Origin of the sequence: Micromonospora noduli, from assembly GCF_003264475.1 — a bacterium.
GTDB lineage: Bacteria > Actinomycetota > Actinomycetes > Mycobacteriales > Micromonosporaceae > Micromonospora > Micromonospora noduli.
Genome location: NZ_PYAC01000042.1, coordinates 436,320 through 459,025, shown reverse-complemented (window position 1 = coordinate 459,025; position 22,706 = coordinate 436,320). Strand labels below are relative to the sequence as shown.

Sequence of the window (22,706 nt, the reverse complement as noted above, 5' to 3'; positions counted from 1 at the left end):
GACCCGTCGGGCGGTGATCCGCACGAGGCCGCGGTCGAGCCGAACGATCACGCGTCTGCCGGCGAAGTGGTAGCCGACGGGGTGTTGTCGGCCGGCGTGACCGATCAGGCCGGTGGGGTCAGCTGGTCCCACCCTCACCTGTGGTCGTCGAACCGCAGGAGCTGTCATTGTTCGTCCCGGACCGACGAGTCAGGTGCGGCCTGCTGTTCCAGCTGCCGACGAGCGTCCCGCCACAGGCGCTCGAACTCCTCCGAGGGCAGGCTTTCCAGAGTGGGTTCCAACGCCGAGTCGGGTAGCGGGAACGGGGCCTCCGGCACAATTCCGTACCGCTGTTCGTACTGGGTCGCCGCGCCCTGGGTCCCCGAGTCTCGGGCGGTGAGCACATCCGCGAGCGCCGCCGCCGCCATGAAGACCCCGTCCGAGCCGCGTAGCTCGATGTGGCGCAGCGCCGACCGGTCGGCGTCCAGCTCGTCGTAGTTCCAGCGGTCCTCATCCGGCCAGTACCAACGGACGTAGGTGAGCATGTGGCTAGTGTTGCGCGTCGTCAGTCCTGGTTCGGCCGTCGCCGGCTCGGCTTGCGTTTTCTTCCGGCCCTGGCGTTTGCGAACTGTCGTTGGCGCTGTTCGCGTTGCTGCCGCTGCCAGTCGTTTCGCCGGCGGTCGCGTCGTCGCTGGTAAAGCCGGGCGATCACGGCTAACACCATTACCCCGAACAGCATGAGGCCTGCCGCCCCGACCACCCCTTGCAGCCGACCCCGATTCCCGCTCAACGTCCCGAACTCAGTCACGAAATCATCCGGGTCGTTGGGGTTGACCCAGACCCGTACCGCACTGCCAGCCGGTAGGCAGACCTCCCAACAGCCAACCTCGGCCTGACGCTGGGCCCCGGCAAGCTCGTAGCGCAGGTGCATCGTGTTGCTGTTCCGCCGCTTGTGCACGAATTCATCGATGACTGCCTGGGCTGGCACGCCGTCGACGCGCAGTCGACTCTCCCACGCGTCGTTGTCCTGGGAGGTCTTGATGGGCAGCCACATCATGACCATCCCGACCGCGAGGCCGAGTATGTAGACCGGGTAGCGGACCCGCCACCAGCTTCGCAAGATCTGCACGGTGGCCATGGTCGCAGCCGATGTCGACAAGCGGCGGTACGTTGACCGGATGACGGAACAGCTGCTCCGATCGTCGTTCGGCGCGGCGGCGACCGCGTACGCCGAGCACCGCCCGGATTACGCGCAGGCCGCGGTGCGGTGGGCGCTGGAGCCCGCGCCCGGCCTGCGCGTGCTCGACCTGGGCGCCGGCACTGGCAAGCTGTCCGCGACGCTGGTCGCGGTCGGCGCAGACGTCGTGGCGGTCGAACCCGACCCGGCGATGCTCGCCGAGCTACGCCGTGCACTGCCGACCGTCAGTGCCCTGCCGGGTAGCGCCGAGGCCATCCCGTTGCCGGACGGGTCCGTCGATGCCGTGCTCGCCGGCAACGCCCTGCACTGGTTCGACATGACTGTCGCGGGGGCGGAGATCGCCCGGGTCCTCGCACCCGGCGGTGTCCTGGCCGGTCTGTGGAACATCATGGACGACCGGATCGACTGGGTTGCCGGGCTCGAACGGGTCAGCGGGAGTGCGGCCATCGGCCCGCGTGACACGTTGAGCAGTTGGCGCGCCGCGACGGCGGACATGCTCGTTCCGAGCGCCGGCCTGATCGCCCTGTTCGGGTCGGCGGAGCAGGTCGAGTTCCCGCACGGGCAGCGCCGTACCGCCGACTCGCTCGTCGCGACGCTCGCGACGCGGGCCGGGATGCTGGTCATGCCGGACGAGCAGCGAGAGGCCACCCTCGGCCGGATCCGCTCCTTCCTCGGGAGCCGACCCGAAACCGCCCACGGCGAGTTCACGCTGCCGATGCTGACCGGCGTGCTGCGCGCCCGCCGGAGCTGACGGTCGGAGGCCCGTTGAATCGGCATCGCTCCGGGGCGTTGAACGCTGTGCTGGCAGGCGCCGAGGTGGCGCTGGTGGGCCTGTTCTCGGCGAAGGACAAGGAGTTCGACAGCAAGCTCAATCTGCTGGCCAGCTTGGTGGACGCCCACGGCGGTCAGGTCGTGAGCCGGCACGTGCAGCGGCGGGGAGTCTCTTCCGGCGGAGCGGACAAGATGGGTGACCCGTTCTCGCGGCGGACGTTGCTCAGCCCCGGTAGGGCCCGCGAAGTCGCCGAGGCCTGCCGGCAGCGCGGGGTCGCCGTCGCGGTGTTCGCGAACCCCTTGACCGACCACCAGAGGGCCGTCCTCACGGACATGTTCGGCTGTCCCGTCCTGACTGGCGAGGACCTCCGATAGTTCAGGGACGGAGGGCCTTCTCGCCATGGACGACTGCGTACTCGGCGGCGAGCCAGGGCCCGAGGTCGTCGATGAGTTCGCGGAGCACACCCGGAACCGGCGAGGGCGTGCGGCCGATAGCGGCAGCTCTACGCATCTGCCCGGCACGTTCCGGATAGTGGAGCCCGAACGCCTCGGCGGACTCGGTGAGGTCGCTCGTCCAGCCTCCCCAGCGCGGCATGATCAGTGTGAACCCCGTCCTGACGATGCGCCGAGCGACGACCCGGCTGAGTGCCTTCCGTTGCTGGTCGTTGTTCGCTTCGGCTGCCTGGCGGCGCCATCCCGGAAGGGCAAGGGACAGGTCGCCGTTCGTCTCGCGGGCGAGCAGGGGAGTGGGCCGGTAGCGGGGGAGTTGGTCGGCGAGGTCGTCGCCCAGCAGGGGGGTGCACAGGCAGGCGACGAAGAAGCCGAGGTCGTGCCGCTCAAGCTCGCTGAGCAGCGTACGCGCACTGAACAACAGGATGCCCACGCCGTCGATCTGCGAAAAGGACCGGTCGAGGTCTTGCTCGATCCTGGTGGCAGCCGCCCGGTCGGCCTCGGTTGGTTCGGTGTGCAGGGCGAGGAGCAGGTCGAGATCGGAGACGCCGAGGATGGCGGTGCCACGCGGGATGCTGCCGTAGATGTAGGCGCTGTGCAGCAGACCACCGTCGAACGATTCGGCTATCCGAGCGCGTGCCGCGTCGACTACACCGGCGAACGCGGCCGGGACCCGACTCAGTGCACCCTCGCGCGCAATCCAGCCCTCGGCGTCCAGTCCTGTTCCGGCCATGGCGACACTCTGCCGGAGCTGGCGAGGACGCTCAGCCCCGGCCGTGCGACGTCGGCGCCCTACTGCTCGGCCCAGGCGCCCAACTCGTTGCCGCTGGGGTCGGTGAAGTGGAACCGCCGGCCACCGGGAAACTCGTACGGCCCGTTAACCACCTGGCCGCCGGCCTCCTTGACGGCCTGCACGGACCGGTCCAGGTCGGTGGAGTAGAGCAGCACGAGCGGGCCGCCCGCCCGAACCTCACTGTCCAGACGGAGACCGCCGACCTCGGGCGCGGCGTCGCCGTGTGGGCTGCGGATGCCGGCGTACTCCGGCCCGTAGTCGTTGAACTGCCAACCGAAAGCGTCGGCGTAGAAGCGCTTGGCCACGGCGAGGTCGGTCACCGTGAGCTCGACGTAGTCGATGGCGTGGTGTCGGTGCGGCGATGGCTCAGACATGCGCCGATCGTGCACCCCGGGTACGACGAAACCGCGACGTGCAACGAAAGGTTGCGCGATGGGTGCACGCTGTCGTAGGTTGAGTGCAACCAAAGGTTGCGAAAGGTTGTGGGCATGGAACAGGGAACGATCGAACGCGACATCCACGTCAACGCGTCCCCCGAAGTCGTCTTCGAGGTGGTCAGCCAACCCGAGCACATGCGGGAGTGGTGGCCCGACGACGCGCGGTTCGAGTCCGTCTCCGGCGCGCCCGGTGAGCTGGTGTGGCGCGACGCCGACACCGGGGAGACGAAGACCGTCGCGCTCGCCGTCGTCGAGGTCGACCCGCCGAAGCGGTTCTCGTTCCGGTGGTGCTTCACCGAGCCGGACCGGAGCGGGCAGGCGCTGTTCGTCACCTTCGACCTGGTGCCCAGCGGCGGCGGGACGCTGATCCGGATGACCGAGACCGGGTTCCGCGAGCTGGGTTGGGAGGTCGCTGTCCTGGAAGAGCAGTACCGCGACCACGAGAACGGTTGGGACCACTACATGCCCCGGCTGGGCGAGTACGTCGCGCGGCTGGTCGCGACCCCGTGAGCGCGGCGGTCGACGACGAGTTGTGGTCGGCGATCGGCGACCCCATCCGGCGTACGATGATCGATCTTCTTCTCGCCGACGGGCCGGGCACCGCCACCTCGTTGAGCAAGCGGCTACCCGTCACCCGTCAGGCCGTCTCGAAGCACCTGGCGGTCCTCGACCGGGTTGGGCTGATCCACGCGCAGCCGGCCGGTCGCGAGCGTCACTACCAGGTGGACGAGGCGCAGCTCGCCCGCGCGGTCGCCCAGTTGTCGGCCGTGGGCTCCACCTGGGACGCCCGACTCCGCCGGATCAAGCGCATCGCCGAGGCGATCGAACGCACCCGCACCAACGACGAAGGAGACTGAGAATGGTCGACATCCTGCACCGGGTCGGCGTCGTCGCTCCGCTCGACGACGTCTACCGAGCGGTGGCAACGCCGGAGGGCCTCGCCGCCTGGTGGACCACCGACACGGTGGGCAAGAGCGAAGTTGGTGGACAGCTGGCCTTCCGGTTCGGTGATGCCGGCGGCTTCGACATGGAGGTCCTGGAGCTGAACCCCGCCGGGCGGGTGCGGTGGCGCGTCGTCGACGGCCCCGAGGAGTGGGTCGGAACCGAGGTCGACTGGCGTCTCGACCAGCGCGGCGAGTACACGATCGTCCAGTTCGCGCACCAGGGCTGGCGCGAGCCGGTCGAGTTCATGCACCACTGCAGCACCAAGTGGGCGCTGTTCCTGATGAGCCTTAAGGAGCAGGTGGAGACCGGCCACGGCCGACCGGCCCCGGACGACGTCCGGATCAGCGACTGGCACTGACCTCGGTGACGGCTGCATCGCCGGGCAATCGCGAGCTCCGCCTGGAGATCGCGATTGCCCCGGCGATCAGGCCGAGGGCCACGATCGCCATGGCACACAGCAGCAGCGTCGGGCGTGCACCGATGGCACCCACCAGTGGCCCGCCGAGCATGGTGCCCAGCGGCACCGCCAGCACGAGGATGGCGCCGTTCGCGGCGAGCACCGCCGGTAGCTGCGCGATGGACGTGCTGCGCTGGAACAGCGCCATCGACGTGGACATGTACGGTGCCCAGATCAGGCCCGCGAGGGCGAAGGCGGGCAGCGACAGGCTGACAGGTGCTCCCAGGCCGAGCGGCAGCATGGCGACGCCGAACCCGACGACGATGCTGATGGTGGTGGCACGCAGCGGCCAGCGACGTAGATGGCCGGCGACCACACCGCCGACCAGGCCGCCGACGCCGAACGCGGTGTAGTAGCCGCCGAGCAGCGTCGCGGAGGCGTGCAGGTCGTCGGTGACGTGGATCGGCATGGCCACGTACACCGGCCCGAAGAGGAAGAAGAACCAGAGGCTCAGCACCAGCAGGCCCAGCAGCGCGGGGTTGCGGCGGATGACGGCGAAGCCGGCGGTCCGCGAGGCGCCGCGCTCATGCCGGTGGTCGCTCTTGCGTGCGGGAAGGGCGAGACGGTACGTGAGGGCCAGCGCGGCGAAGGTGGCAGCGTCGATGGCGATGACCCATACCGGCCCAACCCAGGCGATCAGGAGGCCCGCCAGTGGCGGACCGACGATGGTGGCGAACCCGGCGATGCTGGCGAGCACGGCGTTGGCCGGCAGGTGGTGTCGCTGCGGCAGCAGCTCGGCGATCAGTGTGAAACGCCCGGCGGAACCCCACGAGTGCAGCAATGCGGACGCGGCGAGCAGGACGACGTACAGCCCGATGGTCAGTGCGCCGAGGAGGTAGGCGAGGGGGATCGCCCCGAGCGCACTGGCCCGCAGAATCGCGTCCCACCCGGCGAGTTGGGCGCCGCTGCGCCCACGTAGCAGCCGGCCGAAGACGACAGTCCCGGCCGCGCTGGGCAGCGTGTACGCCGCCATGGCCAGCGCGATCCAGGTGCCTCGCTGATCGTGCGGGGCGAGTTGGATGGCGAGCCAGGTCACCGCGACCACCGCCAGGCCGTCGCCCAAAGCGGAGACGGCCAGCCCGGGCAGTACGCGTCGGAGCTGAGGGTGACTGACCACCGGCCAGTACGGAGAGGAGCGCGGGAATCGGGAGTCGTCCGGCATGCTGTCAGCTCACCCGGCGCGGGACCCGCGGATCAACACCTACTGCTACCAGCAGAATCAGCCGAGGGTGAAAGGCCGGATCACCGGCTCGGGCGGTCGTCTTCGCCGGGAGGACGGTCCGGGCGCTCGTCTGCTCCCGTTGTGGTGGGGCTGCCGAGCAGCGCCGCGCGTAGCCGGTCGTTCTCGCGCTTGCCGCGACGGGACTGGCTGAAACCGGCGACGATGCAACAGATCCAGCCGAGGGGCACCAGCACCCGGCCGACCGTATGGGCGCTGCCGTGCTCGTTGTCCCGAAGGACCCAGCCGACAATTAGCAGGCCGAGCGCCAGCCCCAGGACGGCTCGTTCGACTCGTTTGGTCATCATGGGCACCCGCTTCCAATGACCGAGATCGACCCAGGTCACACGGTGACAGGTCGTCGTGCCCACAGTGACACATCCACGCCCATGCCCTCGGGGATCGAAGCCCAGCCACCGCTGCTGCTGGCCGCGCTCCACACCTCGGCCCGGCGTGTCCGTCTGATCGGACAGCGAACTGGCCGGATCACCGTTGCGGGCCGTCGTTTCCGCGCGTATTGCGGAAGGACGAGCCGATGGTCGCCACGATCGAACCCACCGAGGCGAGCGACACCGCCACCGTGCCGGCCGTGTCGGCCCCGCCGTCCCCGGTCACCTTGAGGATGATGCCGGTGACCATCAGGACGACCGACAGGGCCAGGACTACCTGGATGGCTCGTCTGCTCATGGCGGCATCTCACCTTTCCGGCGGCGGCAGATCGACTCGGGTTCCTTGACGTCGGGGCGATGACACCCGGACTTTCCGGAACCCGAGCCGATCAAACCGCTACTCCGCCCGGTAGACGGAGATGTGCGACGGGCTGTCGGTCTGGAACGGTCGTCGGTGCCAGTCGGCGTACCGCTCGGCGAGCTGGAGCCCGGCCTGCTGCGCCATCTCGTCGATCTGGTGCGGCCAGGCGTACCGCATGGCGAACGGCTTCAGGTGCACACCGTCCGCGTCGAACGTGATCGTCTGCCGGATGAACCGCTGCGCCGGCCGGTCGTACCGGTGCAGTCGGATCGTCGCGGAGTCCTCGGTGACCTCACGCACCTGCACCTGCTCGTCCGAGTCGAAGCTGCGCGGGTCGGGCACGAACGTCTCGATGACGAACGCGCCGCCCGGCGACAGCACCCGGGCGACGTTGCGGAAGCAGTCCGCCTGCCGCTCGGCATCCACCAGGTTGAACAGGGTGTTGAAGACCAGGTACGCGAGCCGGAACTCACCGGCCACCGGCACATCCGCCATGTCGGCGACGACCACCGGGATCCGGTCACCGCCGGGTTTCGCCCGCAACTGCGCGAGCATCTCCTCGGACGCCTCGACGCCGTGCACGGCGAGGCCGCGTTCGGCCAGCGGCAGCGCGACCCGGCCGGTGCCGATCGCCAGTTCGAGAACCGGACCTCCGTCGGCCAGTTCGGCCAGGAAGTCCACGGCGGGCGCCGGGTCGGGGTTGCCCGGGCCGTCGTAGTCGGCGGCCCAGAGCCGGCCGAAGAGGCCGGGATCGTCGAAGACCGACATCAGCGGCCCCCGAGGTTGGTGTCAGTGGCGCCCAGCAGCGCCAGGGGAACAGTTCTGCTCACGAAGTCTCGATTCCTCGGGTCGGATGACGGTTGGTTCGGGGGACTTCGTCGTGTTGGGCATGGCGGCTGCTCCCTTCGCGCGGCTGTCGACCGAGGACACCAGAGACGCCGCGGGCCCGGCAAGGCAATTACGCCAGCCGGGCCCACGACGGGACGTGCGGTCAGGAGATGTGGTGCAGGATCACGTTGTGCACGTGGTGGCTCTTCTGCGCGCCACGGAACTCCACCTCATAGGTGTGCGTGCCGACGTGGATGGCGATGGCGCCGGTGGAGAAGAACGAACCACCCCATGACTTGTTGCTGACCACGCTCACGCTGGTGATCTTCGAGTACGGGATGCTGGTGATCGCGAACCGCTTCCCGACGAAGGACCGGTCCTGGATGATCACGCGGCGGTCGGTCAGCCCGATGAACCCGGTGCCGGTGCCGACGGCGTCGTAGACGGCGATGATCTGCTCGCCTTCGAGGAGGCCACTCTCAATCTGCTGGACCTGCTCTTTGCGGTCGTACGCGATGTTCGCCATGTGATCCAGGCTAGAAAACCGGTGCCAACGTGCCCACCCGGGCGAGGACCACGAACTCGCCGTCGCCATGGCCGACGGGCTCGCCGTGCCAGCCCCCGTGAACGCGATCCACGATGAAGCCCGCTCTGGTCAGAGAGGTGCGTAGCTCGGCCTCGGTGCGGAAGCGCAGGCTCGCCGAGCTCAGGAGCTCTTCCCCGTCGTCGAAGTGGTAGTGGTGGGTGAAGTCGACCACTCCGTCGCGTACCCCGGTGACCTCGGTCCACGCGCGGACCTCGCCACCGTCGGGCAGCGTGACCAACCGGTGCGAATCCACCGGGTTCCACAGCTCCCAGCGACGGTCCGCCGGGTCGCGGGCGTCGAACACCAGCCGGCCGTCGGGCACCAGCGCCCGGGCCAGGTCGGCGAGGGTACGCGCCCACTCCGCATCGTCCACGAAGAACTGCGCGACGTGGCTGGTCAGCACCGCCACGTCGAACGCCCGCTCCGGCAGCAGCGCCGACGTGCCCGCGAGCCAGGTCACCCGCTCACCACCCGGCTTGGCGCGGGCGGCGGCCACTGACGCGTCGGCCGGGTCCACACCGGTGACGGTGTGGCCGGCGGCGGCGAGGGCAATGGTCAGCCGGCCGGTGCCGCAGCCGAGGTCGAGCACCCGGGCGGCCGGGGTCTTGTCGACCACCTTCTGGAAGAAGTCGTCGTCCGGCCCCCACCGGCACTCCGCGTCGTACACCTGGACCAGCCGGTGGTGGCGGAACTCGGCGTGCCTCATCGGGGGTTCGCGTCGGTCGCGGCGCGGACGAACTCGCGTACCTGGGTGGTGGTGTTGCTGGGCAGCCAGACCGGCCCTCGTTCAATCGGTGGCGCGTCGTGGATGGGCACGTACGCCACGTCGGGGCGCGGGTAGTAGCGCCGCGTGTGCTCGCCCACCGGCAGCACTCCCCGGCCCAGCGCGACCAGGGACAGCATCTCGGAGAAGGTGTTCCCGGCGGGCCCCTTCGGCACCGCCCGGCCGGACGGGGTGCGCTCCGGGGTGCGGTCCCGCTTGAACTCCACCGAGGTCACTGTCGGGTACTGCACCACCGGGTGGTCGGCGAGCACCTCCAACGACACCGACCGCTCCCGGGTGAGCGGGTGACCCGCCGCCACCGCCAGCGCCCGGTCCTCGGAGAGCAGCGCCGGGCCGGTGGCCATCCCGTCGAACGGGTACGAGGCGATCAACACGTCGGTCTCGCCGTCGAGCAGCCCCGATCGGGTGGTGGACAACTGCGCCTCGTGCACCTCCACCCGGCAGTCGGGGTGCCGTTCACCGAACAGGGCAACCGCCCGGAGCAGCACCGGCGCGGTCCACTCGCCGAGGAACGCCACCCGTAGCGTCCCGGTCACGCCCCGGGCGGCGTCGGTCGCGCGGCGGACGGCCTCGTCCATGCCTGCCACCAGCGGGGCCAGCTCGTCGGCGAGCTGCCGGCCGATCGGGGTGAGCCGAACGACCCGACTGGTGCGGGCGAACAGCGGTGCGCCGATCCGGCGCTCCAGCTTCTTCACGATGTGGCTGACCCGGCCGGTGCTGACTGTCAACCGCTCGGCGGTCCGGCCGAAGTGCAGTTCCTCCGCGAGGGTCAGGAACGTCTCGACCTCGTACCGCTCCAGCACACCGTTCCCATCGTTGACCTGTGGGCAACGATCGTAGCGGCATCGGGTCTTGGTCGGCGTCCCTCGTCCGGGGATCGTGAACGCGGCAGGGAACACCGAGCGAAAGGCTCTGACGTGAGCATTGACGACTACCTGGCCGGCCTGGCGGGCCCACTGCGCGAGATCGGCGACATCGACCCGGCCCCGTGCAGCGACTGGCTGCGCGCGGCGGCCCACCTGGAGGAGGCGTGAGCGCGGTGCGGGTAACCGGTTTCGACCACCTGGTGCTGACCGTCGCCGACGTGGAACGGTCCCTGGACTTCTACTGCGGCCGGCTCGGGCTGGCACCGGTACGGGTCGACGAGTGGCGCGCGGGCACCGCCCCGTTCCCGTCGGTGCGGATCAGCCCCGACAGCATCATCGACCTCGTCCGAGGTGAGCCGCAGGGCGCGAACGTGGACCACTTCTGCTTGGTGGTGGCACCACTGGACTGGAAACAGGTGATCGAGTCGGGGGTCTTCACGGTGCTGACCGGCCCGGTCAGACGGTTCGGTGCCCGCGGTTCGGCGACCTCGATCTACGTGCGGGACCCGGACGGCAACTCGGTGGAGCTGCGCTGGTACCCGCAGGACGCCGGGTCGGATTCGGAGACGGAAGTCAGGCCTCGGTGACCGCCCGGTAGGCGTCCTCGATGCGGGCGGCCAACAGCACCTCGCCCTCGGTCAGCGGCTCGCCGCTGCCGTGCCCGACCCGGATCTGGGTGCTGTCGGCCCGGCGGCTGATCTCGGGCCGCAGATGCAGCGCATCCGCGACGACCTTGACCCGTTCAGTTAGTGCGGCGTGTTGGGTATCGTCGATCACGAGCGTCCGTCGGATCTGCTCGCCCTCGCGCGTCCAACCAGATAGCAAGGTCAACGCGTCGGAAAGGTAGTCGTGCTTGGCCCTGCTGTTGAACAGCACGCGCATCACCGCACCCCCCAAGCGCCGTTGCCGGCTTGTGGCCAAATCGTCGCCATCCCGTGTCTTGTCGGTGTCTCCTAGTCTCTCGCTGCTCGGAGGGGGGTGTCCACGCCCACACTTCCGTGTCTTGTTGGCCTAGCGGACGGCTACGGTACCCAAACCGCCGATTGATCTGGCACCCTGGACGCCCGTGCGGACCGAACGGGCGAATGATGGCGGGCAGGCCGAACGACGGGACCTGAAGGTGATCGTCGGTGCGGCGATCATCCGGGATGGGCGGGTGCTCGCCTGTGCGCGTTCCGCCCCACCCGAGGTAGCGGGCATGTGGGAGTTTCCGGGCGGAAAGGTCGAGCCGGGGGAGGCTGAGACCGACGCGTTGATCCGGGAGTGCGCCGAGGAGTTGGCCGTACGCGTCGAGATCGGCGCCCGGGTCGGCCGCAACGTACGGATGGCGCACGGCCGCTCGGTGCTCAAGGTGTACGCGGCCCGCCTGCTCGGCGGCGACCAGCCCCAGGCGCTGGAGCACGAGGCGCTCCGCTGGCTAACCGCCGACGAACTGGACTCGGTCACCTGGCTCCCCGCCGACGCTCCCATCGTGGCTGCCCTCCGCCCCCTCCTGCTCACCTCACGTTGATCATGAAGTTATTGCCACTGCGGACGGCGTGTCGTGGCAACAACTTCATGATCACCGGGAGCGGTGGGGTGGGGTGGGGGGCGCGCTGGGGGTGCGGGAAGTGGGACGGGGGCCGTGGCAACTGCCACGACCCCCGTTGTTGTTCAGGTGGTTAGTGCTTGTTGTCCTGCTCCGGGTGAGCGAAGTTGAGGTGCTCCGGAGGCAGCGGGAAGGTCACGTCGTCGCCGAACGGCGACGGCGCGGCGGCCCGGTCGAAGGTGAGCTCGGTCAGCGGCAGCTTGCCCCGGTCGTCGACCGCTGGCGCGGTCGGGTGGGGCACCTCCCGGTGCCAGTTGACGCCGCTCTGCGCCTGCGCCTCAGCCCGCGAGTCGTGGGAGCCACCCGCGTGCGAGTGCAACCCACCCCGGGCGGAGCCCGGCGTCGCCGAGCCCTGACGGGCGGTGGTCACGCTGGTCTGGGGCGTCTCGCCCCGACGGAAGATCTTGCTACCAAGCCACACAAGGGGATCGTACCTGCGGTCGACGACCCGTTCCTTCATGGGGATGATCCCGTTGTCAGTGATCTTGATGTGCTCGGGGCAGACCTCGGTGCAGCACTTGGTGATGTTGCAGAAGCCGAGGCCCTGTTCGGCCTGCGCGTACTCCTTGCGGTCGGTCCGGGCGTCCAGGGGGTGCATGTCCAGCTCGGCCGCCCGGATGAAGTACCGCGGGCCGGAGAACGCCTGCTTGTTCTCCTCGTGATCGCGGATCACGTGGCAGACGGTCTGGCACAGGAAGCACTCGATGCACTTGCGGAACTCCTGCGAGCGCTCCACGTCGACCTGCTGCATCCGGTAGTCACCCGGGGCCACGTCCGCCGGAGGGGCGAACGCCGGGGTCTCCCGTGCCTTCTCGTAGTTGAACGAGACGTCGGTGACCAGGTCCCGGATGACCGGGAAGGTACGCAGCGGGGTGACCGTGACGGTCTCGTCGTCGCCGAAGGTCGACATCCGCGTCATGCAACCCAGCCGCGGCTTGCCGTTGATCTCCATGGAGCAGGAGCCGCACTTGCCGGCCTTGCAGTTCCACCGGCAGGCCAGATCGGGCGCGTCGGTGGCCTGCAGGCGGTGGATGACGTCGAGGACGACCTCGCCCTCGTTCACCTCCACCATGTAGTCCTGGAGGTCACCGCCACTCTCGTCGCCCCGCCAGATCCGGAACTGACGCTTCCCGCTCATCGGTTGTCCGCCTCTCCAGCGTCGGCAACGAGGGCGTCGAAGTCGGCGAGCTCCTCGTCGGTGAGGTACTTGGCCAGCTCGGCCCGGTCGAAGAGGCCGATCAGCTCCGGCCGCATCTTCGGCAGCGGCTTGCGGGTCAGCTGCACGGTGTCGCCGTCCAGCGCGCAGACCAGGTTGACCTGCCGCCACTTCGGCTCCATCGCCGGGTAGTCCTCCCGGGTGTGCCCGCCGCGCGACTCCTGCCGCTCCAGCGCCGCCTTCGCGGTGCACTCCGAGACCACCAGCATGTTGCGCAGATCCAAGGCCAGGTGCCAGCCCGGGTTGTAGCGTCGACCGCCGGCCGCGCTCACCTTGGCCACCCGCTCACGCAGCTCGGCGAGCCGGACCAACGCGTCGGCCAGCTCACCCTCCCTGCGGATGATGCCCACCAGGTCACCCATGACCGCCTGGAGGTCCTGCTGAAGGGTGTACGGGTTCTCGCCGGTGTCCCGTTGCAGCGGCGCGAGGGCAGTCTCCACGGCCGCCTCGACCTCGTGCACGGCCACCTTCGGCCGGGCGGTCAGCCCGTCGGCGTAGCTGGCCGCGTGCCCGCCCGCCCGCTTGCCGAAGACCAGCAGGTCGGACAGGGAGTTACCACCGAGTCGGTTGGAGCCGTGCATGCCACCGGAGACCTCACCGGCGGCGAACAGCCCGCGTACGTGGCCGAAGGCGGCACCCGAATCCGGGTCAACCTCGACACCGCCCATCACGTAGTGACAGGTCGGGCCGACCTCCATCGGCTCGGCCGTGATGTCGACGTCGGCCAACTCCTTGAACTGGTGGTACATCGACGGCAGTCGACGGCGGATCTCGTCGGCCGAACGTCGGCTCGCGATGTCCAGGAAGACACCTCCGGCGGGGGAGCCCCGGCCGGCCTTGACCTCGCTGTTGATGGCGCGGGCCACCTCGTCGCGGGGCAGCAGCTCCGGTGGACGCCGGTTGTTGTCCGGGTCGGTGTACCAGCGGTCCGCCTCCTCCTCGGTCTCCGCGTACTGCTTGCGGAAGACGTCGGGGACGTAGTCGAACATGAACCGCTTGCCTTCGGAGTTCTTCAGGACGCCACCGTCACCACGCACCGACTCGGTGACCAGGATGCCCTTCACCGAGGGCGGCCAGACCATGCCGGTCGGGTGGAACTGGAGGAACTCCATGTTGATCAGCGTCGCCCCGGCCCGCAGCGCAAGCGCGTGCCCGTCCCCGGTGTACTCCCAGGAGTTCGAGGTGACCTTGTAGGAGCGCCCGACGCCGCCGGTGGCCAGCACGACCGCCGGCGCCTCGAAGAGGATGAACTCGCCCGACTCGCGGTAGTAGCCGAACGCGCCGGCCACCCGGTCGCCGTCGAGCAGCAGCTCGGTGATGGTCGTCTCGGAGAACACCCTGATCCGGGCGTCGTACGAGCCGAACTCCCGCTGGTCCTCCTGCTGGAGCGAGACGATCTTCTGCTGGAGGGTGCGGATCAGCTCCAGGCCGGTCCGGTCGCCCACGTGCGCCAGGCGCGGGTACTCGTGGCCACCGAAGTTGCGCTGCGAGATCTTGCCGTCCTTGGTGCGGTCGAAGAGCGCACCGTACGTCTCCAGCTCCCAGATCCGCTGCGGCGACTCCTTCGCGTGCAGCTCGGCCATCCGGAAGTTGTTGAGGAACTTGCCGCCACGCATGGTGTCGCGGAAGTGCACCTGCCAGTTGTCCCGGCTGTTCACATTGCCCATCGCGGCGGCCGCGCCGCCCTCGGCCATCACCGTGTGCGCCTTGCCGAACAGCGACTTGGAGATGATCGCGGTCTTCTTGCCGGCCAGCCGGGCCTCGATCGCCGCGCGCAGACCGGCGCCGCCGGCCCCGATGACGACGACGTCGTAGTGGTGTCGTTCGATGCGAGTGGTTGTGGTCATGTCAGGGGCCCTTTAGTTGATGAACCGCAGGTCGGAGAACCAGCCGGCCGCGAGCGCCATGATGTAGAAGTCGGCCAGCGCCAGGGTGCCGAGGGTGATCCAGGCGAGCTGCATGTGCCGGACGTTCAACGCCGAGACGAAGGTCCAGGCCTTGTACCGCACCGGGTGCTTGGAGAAGTGCTTGAGCCGGCCGCCGATGATGTGCCGGCAGGAGTGGCAGGAGATCGTGTACGCCCAGAGCATCACCACGTTGAGTACCAGGATGATGTTGCCCAGCCCGAAGCCGAAGCCCTTCGGCGAGTGGAAGGCGAGGATCGCGTCCCAGGTGTTGATCAGCGAGATGATCGCGGCGGCGTAGAAGAAGTAGCGGTGCAGATTCTGCCCGAGCAGCGGGAAACGGGTCTCACCGCCGTACTCCTTGTGCCCGTCGGGCACGGCACAGGCCGGCGGCGACAGCCAGAACGACCGGTAGTACGCCTTGCGGTAGTAGTAGCAGGTGAGCCGGAACAGCAGCAGGAACGGCAGGGTCAGCGCGGCGTCCGGGATGATCCACCAGCCGGGCAGGAACCGGCCGAAGTGCGAGGCTGCCTCGACACACCGGTCGGTCACGCACGGGGAGTAGAACGGCGTCAGATAGTGGTACGCGTCCACCCAGTAGTTGTCATGCTGGAAAACCCGGACGGTCGCGTACGCGACCCAGGCGCTGAGCCCGATCACGGTGATCAGCGGGGCGAACCACCATCGGTCGGTACGCAACGTCTTCGCCGCGATGGCGGCGCGCGCCCGCGCCCCCCTCGGCCTCGTTGCCGTTGAAGTCATTCGAGTCGTCTCCTCGACGGGCCCGTACGGGCGGGCTGGTCTCTCTCCGGTCGGCACGCGGACCGGCGAACCCGCACCCGCTGCCACGTCATGCGCACACCAACGACCACGCCGGATCGACCGACGCAGCTAAGTGACACACGTTACGCCGATCTCTGCGAGCCGTCCGCGCAAGGGAGTGTCCCGTGTGTCTGGCCTGCGGAAAAGCCCTCGACACGCCGGTTTGGCGCCCGCGGTCGAGAACGTCAGCCGGAGGCGCCTCCGGTGAAGTGCCAGGACGCCAGCCGCACTGAGGGCGCCGCCCACCAGGCACCGTCCACCCGCTCCGGTTGGCGCACCGCCCGCGCCCCCAGCCCGAGCACCGCCCCCGGCCCGAGCGCCCGCGGGTACGACTCGGTGAACCGCAGGTCACGGACCGCCCGGACGACAGTGCCGTCCTCGATCAGCCAGACGCCGTTGCGGGTCAACCCGGTGACGACGAGGCTCTTCGGGTCGAGCACCCGCGTGTACCAGAGGTCGGTGACCAGCAGCCCTCGGCGTACGCCGGCCACCAACGCGGCGGTGTCCGCGTCGACGACAGCCCCGGCCGCCGCGCCGGTGGTGCTCCGGCCCACCGCACTCGCCGGACCCGCCACCGCGCCGGTCAGCCGCAGGTTACGGGGCATCGGGCCCCAGGTGGCACCCCCCGCGACCGCGTGCCCGGTGGACTCCGCGCCCGCCTCGGCGGCAGTTCGGCGATCGTGCGCCACCGCCCGGGTGGTGCCCGCCTCGACCAGTGTCAGCGCCCGTCGGCCGGTGCCCTCCGCGTCGAACGGCAACCCGGACCCGCCCAGCGGGTCGTCCACCAGGGTCACCGCCCGGTCGAACTGGGCCGCGCCCGGCTCGGCGAACGACTGCCGCTCGGCGTAGCGCTTGCCGTTGAAGCCGTAGAAGGACAGGTTCTGCAGGAGGTCCGCCACGGCGGCCGGCTCGAACACCACCTCGTAGTGCCCCGGCGGCAGCTCGACCGGGTCGGCCGCCGCCTGCGCCTTCGCGGCCGCCTGCGCGCCCAACTCGGCGCCGTCGAGGTCGGACAGCCGGTCGGTGCTGCGCCGGGCCACCCCGTCCGCGCCGTCACGGCGGGCGATGCCGTCCATCGCAGCCTCCACCGAGCGGCCGTACGCCGAGTGCCCGGCCGAGTTGGCGAACGCCGACGAGCGGTGTGCGGTGCGGCAGTAACCGGCGGTGCTGAGGCCCCCGGCGGCGGCCACGAACGCCCCCACCCGATCGGCCCGCTGATCCGGCTCGGCGTGCGCGGTGGCCTCGTCGACGGGCGGGGCGTCCGGCATGGGCATGGGCGGGGTCAGCCCCGGCCAACCCGGGTCGGGCGGGCAGAGCCGGGCCACGGTCAGGGTGCGCTCCACCAGGGCGGACAACCCGTCGGCGGTGACCACGCTGCCGCCACCGGCAGCCGTCCGACCGTCGACGTGCACCCGCAGCCGGACCCCGACAGTGGACTCGGAGACGTTCTGGTGGATGCCCGAGTTGGCGAACCGGGTCAGCGCCAGGTCCGCCCGCGTCACCACCGCCTCGGCCTGCGCGGCCGGCCCGCCAAGACGCCGAACCAGCTCCACGACCTGCCCGGCCAGCTCCAACTCCGTCTGCCCGCTCATGCCGAGCCACCTTTCGTTCGCGACTGCGGGGCTCGCAAACCCGGCTCACTCCTCGCGCTCACGCCGAGCCGCCTTTCGTTCGTGACTGCGGGGCTCGCAAACCCGGCTCACTCCTCGCGCTCACGCCGAGCCGCCTTTCGTTCGTGACTGCGGGGCTCGCAAACCCGGCTCACTCCTCGCGCTCACGCCGAAACCCCCACCCGGACGTTGCGGAACCGGGCCGGCGCGGCCGGGTGGCCGGTGTGCCCGACCTGGCCGGGTTGGCCCTTGCCGCAGTTGGGCGTGCCCCAGGAGACCGTCTCGCTGGAGAGCATGTCCATCGAGCGCCAGAACAGCGGACCGATCCCGGTGTACGTGGGGTTGCGCAGCATCCGCCCCCGCCGCCCCTTCTTGATCTCCCAGCCGACCTCGCAGCCGAACTGGAAGTTGAGCCGCTTGTCGTCGATCGACCAGGACCGGTTGAGGTCCATCAACACGCCGTCGTCGGTGGCCGCGATGATCTCCTCCAGCGTGTGTGGGCCGGGTTCCAGGCCGACGTTGGTCATCCGCACCATCGGCAGCCGGGCCCACCCGTCGGCCCGTACGCTGCCGCCGTAGTCCAGGTTTGCCATCGCGGCGGAATCCCGGCCGGCGAGCACACCCACCCAGCGACCGTCGCGGACCGCGTCCCGCTTGACCGCCGGGGAGCCCTCGTCGTCGAAACCGAAGCTGCCCAGAGCACCCGGGATGGTCGGGTCGATGGTGATGTTCATCAGCTCCGAGCCGTAACGCAGCGAGCCGAGCTGGGCCAGGTCCAGCCAGGACGTGCCGGCGAACGCCGCCTCCCAGCCGAGGATCCGATCCAGTTCGATGGCGTGCCCGACCGACTCGTGGATCTGCAGGGCCAACTGCTCGCCGCCGAGGATCAGATCGGTCTCGCCGGCCGGGCAGGGCGGCGCGGTGAGCAGCGCCCGGGACTCCTCGGCGATCTGCGCGGCGTGCGCGGCCAGATCCAGCGACTCGACCAGCTCCCACCCGGTGGTGCCGTACTGGCCGCGGTAGCTCGGCCAGGACCGGCGCTGCGTCTCGCCGTCACCGATCGAGGTGGCCGAGATGCCGCCACCGCACTCGCGGATGCGCTGGTCGATCCGGTGGCCCTCGCTGGAGACGAACCACTTCGCGGTGTCCCAGATCTGGTACAGGCCCTCGGCCAGGTCCGCGCCGTGCTCGGCCATCGTGCGGGTCGCGTCGACCAGCAGATCGCCCTTGTCCGACAGGGGCACCCCGAGCGGATCGATCTGGCAGCCGGAGGCCCAGCTCGCGATGACCGCCTGGACCGGCACCAGGTCGACCGGAGGGCCCGGCACCCGCGCGCTCGCCATGGCGGTCCGCGTCGCGCGCCGGCCGGCGTCGCGGGCTGCGGCGTCCGACAGATCGGGTACGGCGTGGAAGCCCCAACTCGCCCCGACCAACGCTCGGACCCCGAGCCCGATGCTCTCGTCCTGCGTCAGCTCCTCCACGTCACCGTTGCGCGCCGTCATCGACTCGTAGCGGCGGTGCATCACCCGGGCGTCGGCGTACCGCGCGCCCGCGTCGAGGGCGGCCTGGACGGCGGCGGCGGCCGCGTCGAACTCGGTCATGGACCGACCCTAGGCCAGCCGACCGACACCCGTCAGGCCAGCAGATCCTCCGGCCGAATGGTGGCTCGCACCGGCTCCGTCAACTCCAACACCTCGCCGGCCTTGGCCGTCGACCGCTCCACGTAGTGGGAGGGTCCGACTCGGTCCATGGCACCGCGTGCCCAGGAATGCCGGCGGGAATCACCTGCCCAGTGCAGCTCACGCCGGATCGACGAGGTCGCAGCCGACGTGCGAGCACAAGATCGCGCAACATCCTGGTTGTAGTGGTATCGGCGCGTCGGCGATGCCACTAGATCCTGGTTCGAGCGCGACCTTGGTGGCGGTGGGCGCACCAGCCCCCGCTCCTGCTCTCGGGGGCGGTGTCTGTCGTCAAGATCCGCGCAGTATCAGGGATGTTGCTGTCTCTGGCGCGTCGGAGGCAGCAACTTCAGGGAAGGTGCGGAGATCTTGGCGCGGGACGCGGGACGCGGGACGCGGGACGCGGGGCGCGGGACGCGGGGCGCGGGGCGCGGGACGCGGGGCGCCTGGCGCGGGGCGCGGTGCGTGAGGCGCGGGGGCGCGGGCGTGAGGCGCGACATGAATGGGCGTGGATGGCGAGGCGAGGGGGGTGCGGGGCCGATGCCGACTCGTTACGCTCGGGCCCGCTGACACGTGCCGACTTTGTAGCTTATTTTCACCCTCGGGACTTTCCTGTAAGTTCCCTTCGTCACTGAGGGAGGTGGCCGTGGACAGCTCGGAACCCTCGCCGTCCGGCGAACCGGACGACCGCCCCGTCGTGCCGGCACAGCGCTCCGACCAGGACGCCTACCTGCGGGTGCGTGATCTTCGGGTCCGGTTCGACACCGAGGACGGCGTGGTGCGCGCGGTCGACGGGGTGTCGTTCGCCGTCGAGCGGGGCCGCACCCTCGGCATCGTCGGTGAGTCCGGCTCCGGCAAGAGCGTCACCTCGTTGGCCATTCTCGGCCTGCACGACCCGAAGCGGACCACCATCACCGGGGAGATCTCCGTGGGTGGCCGGCAGGTGGTCGGCCTCGCCGACGAGGAGGTACGCCGACTGCGCGGTCGGGACATGGCGATGATCTTCCAGGACCCACTGTCGGCGCTGCACCCGTACTACACGGTGGGCCGGCAGATCGCCGAGGCGTACCGGGTGCACCACCCGAAGGCCAACCGGCGCGAGGCCCGCCAGCGGGCCGTCGACATGCTGGACCGGGTCGGCATCCCGCAGCCGGCGCGCAGATTCGACCAGTATCCGCACGAGTTCTCCGGCGGCATGCGCCAACGGGCGATGATCGCGATGTCCCTGGTCAACGACCCGGCGCTGCTGATCGCCGACGAGCCGACCACCGCGCTGGACGTCACCGTCCAGGCGCAGATCCTGGACCTGCTCGCCGACCTCCAGGCCGAGTTCCACTCCGCGATCATCCTGATCACCCACGACCTCGGCGTGGTCGGCCAGGTCGCCGACGACGTGCTGGTCATGTACGGCGGGCGGGCCGTCGAGAGGGGCAGCGTCGAGCAGGTGCTCCGGGCGCCGCAGCATCCGTACACCTGGGGTCTGCTCTCCAGCGTGCCGTCGCTGCACGGCGACGCGGACGCGGACCTGGTGCCCATCCCCGGCAACCCGCCCAGCCTGATCAACCTGCCGCCGGGCTGCGCGTTCCACCCCCGCTGCCGGTACGCGGACCGCGCCGGCAGCCGCTCCCGCACCGAGGTCCCCGAGCTGCGCCCGGCGGGGGAGGGCGATTCGGCCGGCCATCTGGTCGCCTGTCACCTGAGCGCCGAGGAGCGCGCCACGTTCTACGCCGAGGACATCGCATCCGTGGGGGTGGCCCGATGACCGACGAACCACTGCTGCGGGTACGTGGCCTGAGCAAGCACTTCCCGGTACGCCAGGGGCTGCGCGCCACCGGTCTGGTGCGGGCGGTGGACGGGCTCGACTTCGACGTGCGCCCCGGCGAGACGCTCGGCCTGGTGGGGGAGTCGGGCTGCGGCAAGACCACCACCGGTCGGATGCTGGTGCGGCTGCTGGAACCGACGAGCGGCAGCATCGAGTTCGACGGGCGGGACATCACGCACGCCGGCCGCCGGGAGTTGCGCCCGCTGCGCCAGGAACTCCAGATCATCTTCCAGGACCCGTACGCCTCGCTGAACCCCCGGCACACAGTGGGCCGGATCGTGGCGATGCCGCTACAGGTCAACGGGATCAAGCCGCCGGGTGGGATCAAGGCCCGGGTGCAGGAGTTGCTGGAGCTGGTCGGGCTGAACCCGGAGCACTACAACCGGTACCCGCACGAGTTCTCCGGTGGTCAGCGCCAGCGCATCGGTATCGCCCGCGCGTTGGCCCTGCGGCCGAAGCTGATCGTCGCGGACGAGCCGGTGAGCGCGCTGGACGTCTCGATCCAGGCGCAGGTCGTCAACCTGCTGCGCGACCTGCAACGCGAGCTTGGCCTGGCCTTCGTGTTCATCGCGCACGACCTGGCCGTGGTCCGGCACTTCTGCCAGCGGGTCGCTGTCATGTACCTGGGGCGGATCGTGGAGATCGGCGACCGGGCGGACATCTACGAGCGCCCGCAGCACCCGTACACGCGGGCGTTGCTCTCGGCGATCCCGGACGTCACCCAGCTCGGTCCGGCGGGTCGGATCCGGCTGACCGGTGACGTGCCCACCCCGTTGGACCCGCCGTCGGGCTGCCGGTTCCGTACCCGCTGCTGGAAGGCGCAGGACGTCTGCGCCACCGAGGAGCCCGCGCTGGTGCCGCGCGACGGCGGCAACCAGGCCACCGCGTGCCACTTCCCGGAACCAGCCGGCGCCGGCCTGGTGGCGGAGGCCGCCGCGATCGGCGTCGAACCGGCGGGTCGCGGGGTCGAAGCGAACGTCGAGGAGGTGCCGTCGTGAGCCTGTCCCCGGTGGAGGGTGTCGCGCTGGCCGAGATCGAGTCCGGTGGCGACGAGGGCGGAGCCGCGACCAAGGGCGTCGTCGGTCGCTCGCCCGGTCAGCTCGCCTGGCTGCGGCTGCGCCGCGACCGCACGGCCGTGGTCAGCGGCGTACTCCTGGTCTTTTTCCTGCTGTTGGGGTTGGCCGCCCCGCTGATCGAGATGGTCTACGGGATCGGCCCGCGGGAGCAGTTTCAGAACATGCTGGACGGCTTCGGCATGCCGCTGGGGTACGCCGGCGGGGTCAGCGGCGAGCACTGGTTCGGTCTGGAGCCGGGGCTGGGCCGGGACATCTTCATCCGGCTGATCTACGGGCTGCGGACCTCGCTGTTCATCGCGTTCGCAGCGGCCCTGATCACCGCGACGATCGGGATCGTGCTGGGCGCGCTCGCCGGCTACCTCGGCGGCTGGCTCGACGCGGTGATCAACTGGATCACCGACCTGACCCTGGCCATGCCCTTCCTGATCATCGCGTTGGCGCTCACTCCCACCATCACGCTGCGCTTCTACGGCGAGCGGGGGCAGGTGTCGTCCGCCTTCGGGGTGGGCGTGCTGATCGCCGTCTTCGCCATCTTCGGCTGGACCAGCACGGCCCGGCTGGTCCGCGGGCAGGTGATCGCGCTGCGCGAGCGGGAGTTCGTGGAGGCGGCCAGGGCCAGCGGGGCCGGGCTGGGGCACATGCTCTTCCGGCAGTTGCTGCCGAACATCTGGGCGCCGATCCTGGTGTCGTTCTCCCTGGCGGTGCCGCAGTTCATCACCAGCGAGGCGGCGCTGTCGTTCATCGGCGTCGGTCTCAGCGACGAGACGCCGAGCTTCGGCCGAATGATCTACCGCAGTCTGGACTTCCTCCAGACCGACCCGGCGTACGTGTTCTTCCCGGGCATCACGATCTTCGCGCTGGTGTTCGCCTTCAACCTCTTCGGCGACGCGTTGCGGGACGCGCTCGACCCGAAGTCGTCCCGGTAG

The 22,706-nt window shown here is 70.1% G+C and carries 27 protein-coding genes; 10 read left to right on the top strand and 17 right to left on the bottom strand.

Annotated elements, in window-relative coordinates; genetic code table 11:
* Window positions 1-164: 164 nt before the first annotated feature.
* Together MED15_RS31135 and MED15_RS31130 are read right to left on the bottom strand one after the other, a co-directional pair.
* Entirely contained in the window at window positions 165-524 is a 360-nt protein-coding gene (locus MED15_RS31135) for a hypothetical protein (protein WP_112583748.1), read from the bottom strand.
* Between the two features lie 20 nt (window positions 525-544).
* Window positions 545-1,117 carry a DUF3592 domain-containing protein gene (locus MED15_RS31130; protein ID WP_112583747.1) on the bottom strand — a complete coding sequence of 191 codons (573 nt, stop codon included), beginning with the start codon at window positions 1,115-1,117 and terminating at the stop codon, window positions 545-547.
* A 40-nt stretch (window positions 1,118-1,157) separates the two neighbouring features.
* On the opposite strand from MED15_RS31130, the gene MED15_RS31125 reads away from it, so the two are divergent.
* Together MED15_RS31125 and MED15_RS31120 are read left to right on the top strand one after the other, a co-directional pair.
* Window positions 1,158-1,928, top strand: a complete 771-nt coding sequence (locus MED15_RS31125) for a class I SAM-dependent methyltransferase (RefSeq protein WP_112737680.1) — start codon at window positions 1,158-1,160, stop codon at window positions 1,926-1,928.
* A 74-nt stretch (window positions 1,929-2,002) separates the two neighbouring features.
* Window positions 2,003-2,323, top strand: a complete 321-nt coding sequence (locus MED15_RS31120) for an HflX-like GTP-binding protein (protein WP_208646753.1) — start codon at window positions 2,003-2,005, stop codon at window positions 2,321-2,323.
* Between the two features lies 1 nt (window position 2,324).
* Here the strand turns inward: MED15_RS31120 and MED15_RS31115 are convergent, their stop codons facing one another.
* Both MED15_RS31115 and MED15_RS31110 read right to left on the bottom strand, forming a co-directional pair.
* Window positions 2,325-3,131 carry a nucleotidyltransferase family protein gene (locus MED15_RS31115; RefSeq protein ID WP_112737643.1) on the bottom strand — a complete coding sequence of 269 codons (807 nt, stop codon included), beginning with the start codon at window positions 3,129-3,131 and terminating at the stop codon, window positions 2,325-2,327.
* Between the two features lie 59 nt (window positions 3,132-3,190).
* Window positions 3,191-3,565, bottom strand: a complete 375-nt coding sequence (locus tag MED15_RS31110) for a VOC family protein (RefSeq protein ID WP_112737641.1) — start codon at window positions 3,563-3,565, stop codon at window positions 3,191-3,193.
* A gap of 114 nt (window positions 3,566-3,679) precedes the next feature.
* On the opposite strand from MED15_RS31110, the gene MED15_RS31105 reads away from it, so the two are divergent.
* From MED15_RS31105 to MED15_RS31095, 3 genes are read left to right on the top strand one after another with little or no spacing between them, the layout of a single operon-like run.
* Complete coding sequence (locus tag MED15_RS31105; RefSeq protein ID WP_112583744.1) at window positions 3,680-4,138, top strand: SRPBCC domain-containing protein; 459 nt, start codon at window positions 3,680-3,682, stop codon at window positions 4,136-4,138.
* Window positions 4,135-4,485 (top strand): ArsR/SmtB family transcription factor, encoded by a 351-nt coding sequence (locus tag MED15_RS31100; RefSeq protein WP_112737639.1) that lies wholly within the window; start codon window positions 4,135-4,137, stop codon window positions 4,483-4,485. Before MED15_RS31105 ends, MED15_RS31100 begins: the two co-directional genes overlap by 4 nt.
* A gap of 2 nt (window positions 4,486-4,487) precedes the next feature.
* Entirely contained in the window at window positions 4,488-4,931 is a 444-nt protein-coding gene (locus tag MED15_RS31095) for an SRPBCC family protein (protein WP_091406258.1), read from the top strand.
* On the opposite strand, the gene MED15_RS31090 is transcribed toward MED15_RS31095, so the two are convergent.
* From MED15_RS31090 to MED15_RS31060, 7 genes are all read right to left on the bottom strand, one after another.
* Window positions 4,915-6,192: an MFS transporter gene (locus tag MED15_RS31090; RefSeq protein ID WP_112737637.1), complete on the bottom strand. Its 1,278-nt coding sequence runs from the start codon at window positions 6,190-6,192 to the stop codon at window positions 4,915-4,917. The genes MED15_RS31095 and MED15_RS31090 overlap by 17 nt on opposite strands.
* An 80-nt stretch (window positions 6,193-6,272) precedes the next feature.
* Window positions 6,273-6,620 carry a hypothetical protein gene (locus MED15_RS31085; protein WP_146766762.1) on the bottom strand — a complete coding sequence of 116 codons (348 nt, stop codon included), beginning with the start codon at window positions 6,618-6,620 and terminating at the stop codon, window positions 6,273-6,275.
* A gap of 115 nt (window positions 6,621-6,735) precedes the next feature.
* A complete protein-coding gene (locus MED15_RS31080; protein ID WP_112583740.1) occupies window positions 6,736-6,936 on the bottom strand; it encodes a hypothetical protein in 201 nt (66 codons plus the stop codon).
* Between the two features lie 99 nt (window positions 6,937-7,035).
* Entirely contained in the window at window positions 7,036-7,767 is a 732-nt protein-coding gene (locus MED15_RS31075) for a class I SAM-dependent methyltransferase (protein ID WP_112583739.1), read from the bottom strand.
* Between the two features lie 223 nt (window positions 7,768-7,990).
* The gene (locus MED15_RS31070; protein WP_030337500.1) at window positions 7,991-8,353 is read right to left on the bottom strand and encodes a PH domain-containing protein; all 363 of its coding nucleotides are present in this window, start codon (window positions 8,351-8,353) and stop codon (window positions 7,991-7,993) included.
* Between the two features lie 10 nt (window positions 8,354-8,363).
* Window positions 8,364-9,119 carry a class I SAM-dependent methyltransferase gene (locus tag MED15_RS31065; RefSeq protein WP_112583738.1) on the bottom strand — a complete coding sequence of 252 codons (756 nt, stop codon included), beginning with the start codon at window positions 9,117-9,119 and terminating at the stop codon, window positions 8,364-8,366.
* Window positions 9,116-10,000: a LysR family transcriptional regulator gene (locus MED15_RS31060; protein ID WP_112583737.1), complete on the bottom strand. Its 885-nt coding sequence runs from the start codon at window positions 9,998-10,000 to the stop codon at window positions 9,116-9,118. The genes MED15_RS31065 and MED15_RS31060 overlap by 4 nt, the downstream gene beginning before the upstream one ends.
* A 227-nt stretch (window positions 10,001-10,227) precedes the next feature.
* Between MED15_RS31060 and MED15_RS31055 the strand changes: the two genes are divergently transcribed.
* Window positions 10,228-10,650 carry a VOC family protein gene (locus MED15_RS31055; protein ID WP_112737634.1) on the top strand — a complete coding sequence of 141 codons (423 nt, stop codon included), beginning with the start codon at window positions 10,228-10,230 and terminating at the stop codon, window positions 10,648-10,650.
* On the opposite strand, the gene MED15_RS31050 is transcribed toward MED15_RS31055, so the two are convergent.
* On the bottom strand, window positions 10,637-10,945 hold the full coding sequence (locus MED15_RS31050) for a 4a-hydroxytetrahydrobiopterin dehydratase (protein ID WP_112604995.1): 309 nt from the start codon (window positions 10,943-10,945) through the stop codon (window positions 10,637-10,639). The two genes, MED15_RS31055 and MED15_RS31050, sit on opposite strands and share 14 nt — an antisense overlap.
* A 184-nt stretch (window positions 10,946-11,129) precedes the next feature.
* Between MED15_RS31050 and MED15_RS31045 the strand changes: the two genes are divergently transcribed.
* The gene (locus MED15_RS31045) at window positions 11,130-11,573 is read left to right on the top strand and encodes a (deoxy)nucleoside triphosphate pyrophosphohydrolase (RefSeq protein ID WP_112583734.1); all 444 of its coding nucleotides are present in this window, start codon (window positions 11,130-11,132) and stop codon (window positions 11,571-11,573) included.
* A gap of 151 nt (window positions 11,574-11,724) precedes the next feature.
* On the opposite strand, the gene MED15_RS31040 is transcribed toward MED15_RS31045, so the two are convergent.
* From MED15_RS31040 to MED15_RS31020, 5 genes are all read right to left on the bottom strand, one after another.
* Window positions 11,725-12,789, bottom strand: coding sequence for a succinate dehydrogenase/fumarate reductase iron-sulfur subunit (locus MED15_RS31040; protein ID WP_112604992.1), 1,065 nt, complete (start codon window positions 12,787-12,789; stop codon window positions 11,725-11,727).
* Window positions 12,786-14,714: a fumarate reductase/succinate dehydrogenase flavoprotein subunit gene (locus MED15_RS31035; protein WP_112698527.1), complete on the bottom strand. Its 1,929-nt coding sequence runs from the start codon at window positions 14,712-14,714 to the stop codon at window positions 12,786-12,788. Before MED15_RS31035 ends, MED15_RS31040 begins: the two co-directional genes overlap by 4 nt.
* Window positions 14,715-14,726: 12 nt before the next feature.
* On the bottom strand, window positions 14,727-15,533 hold the full coding sequence (locus MED15_RS31030) for a hypothetical protein (RefSeq protein ID WP_091406234.1): 807 nt from the start codon (window positions 15,531-15,533) through the stop codon (window positions 14,727-14,729).
* Window positions 15,534-15,778: 245 nt separating this feature from the next.
* Complete coding sequence (locus MED15_RS31025; RefSeq protein WP_112737632.1) at window positions 15,779-17,185, bottom strand: TldD/PmbA family protein; 1,407 nt, start codon at window positions 17,183-17,185, stop codon at window positions 15,779-15,781.
* A 182-nt stretch (window positions 17,186-17,367) separates the two neighbouring features.
* The gene (locus MED15_RS31020) at window positions 17,368-18,804 is read right to left on the bottom strand and encodes a TldD/PmbA family protein (protein WP_112737630.1); all 1,437 of its coding nucleotides are present in this window, start codon (window positions 18,802-18,804) and stop codon (window positions 17,368-17,370) included.
* Window positions 18,805-19,579: 775 nt separating this feature from the next.
* Here MED15_RS31020 and MED15_RS31005 point away from each other — a divergent pair.
* The 3 genes from MED15_RS31005 to MED15_RS30995 are packed head-to-tail and all read left to right on the top strand — an operon-like array spanning window position 19,580 to window position 22,706.
* The gene (locus tag MED15_RS31005) at window positions 19,580-20,644 is read left to right on the top strand and encodes an ABC transporter ATP-binding protein (RefSeq protein ID WP_167457770.1); all 1,065 of its coding nucleotides are present in this window, start codon (window positions 19,580-19,582) and stop codon (window positions 20,642-20,644) included.
* Window positions 20,641-21,702, top strand: a complete 1,062-nt coding sequence (locus MED15_RS31000; protein ID WP_112725325.1) for an ABC transporter ATP-binding protein — start codon at window positions 20,641-20,643, stop codon at window positions 21,700-21,702. The genes MED15_RS31005 and MED15_RS31000 overlap by 4 nt, the downstream gene beginning before the upstream one ends.
* Complete coding sequence (locus MED15_RS30995; RefSeq protein ID WP_112583727.1) at window positions 21,699-22,706, top strand: ABC transporter permease; 1,008 nt, start codon at window positions 21,699-21,701, stop codon at window positions 22,704-22,706. The genes MED15_RS31000 and MED15_RS30995 overlap by 4 nt, the downstream gene beginning before the upstream one ends.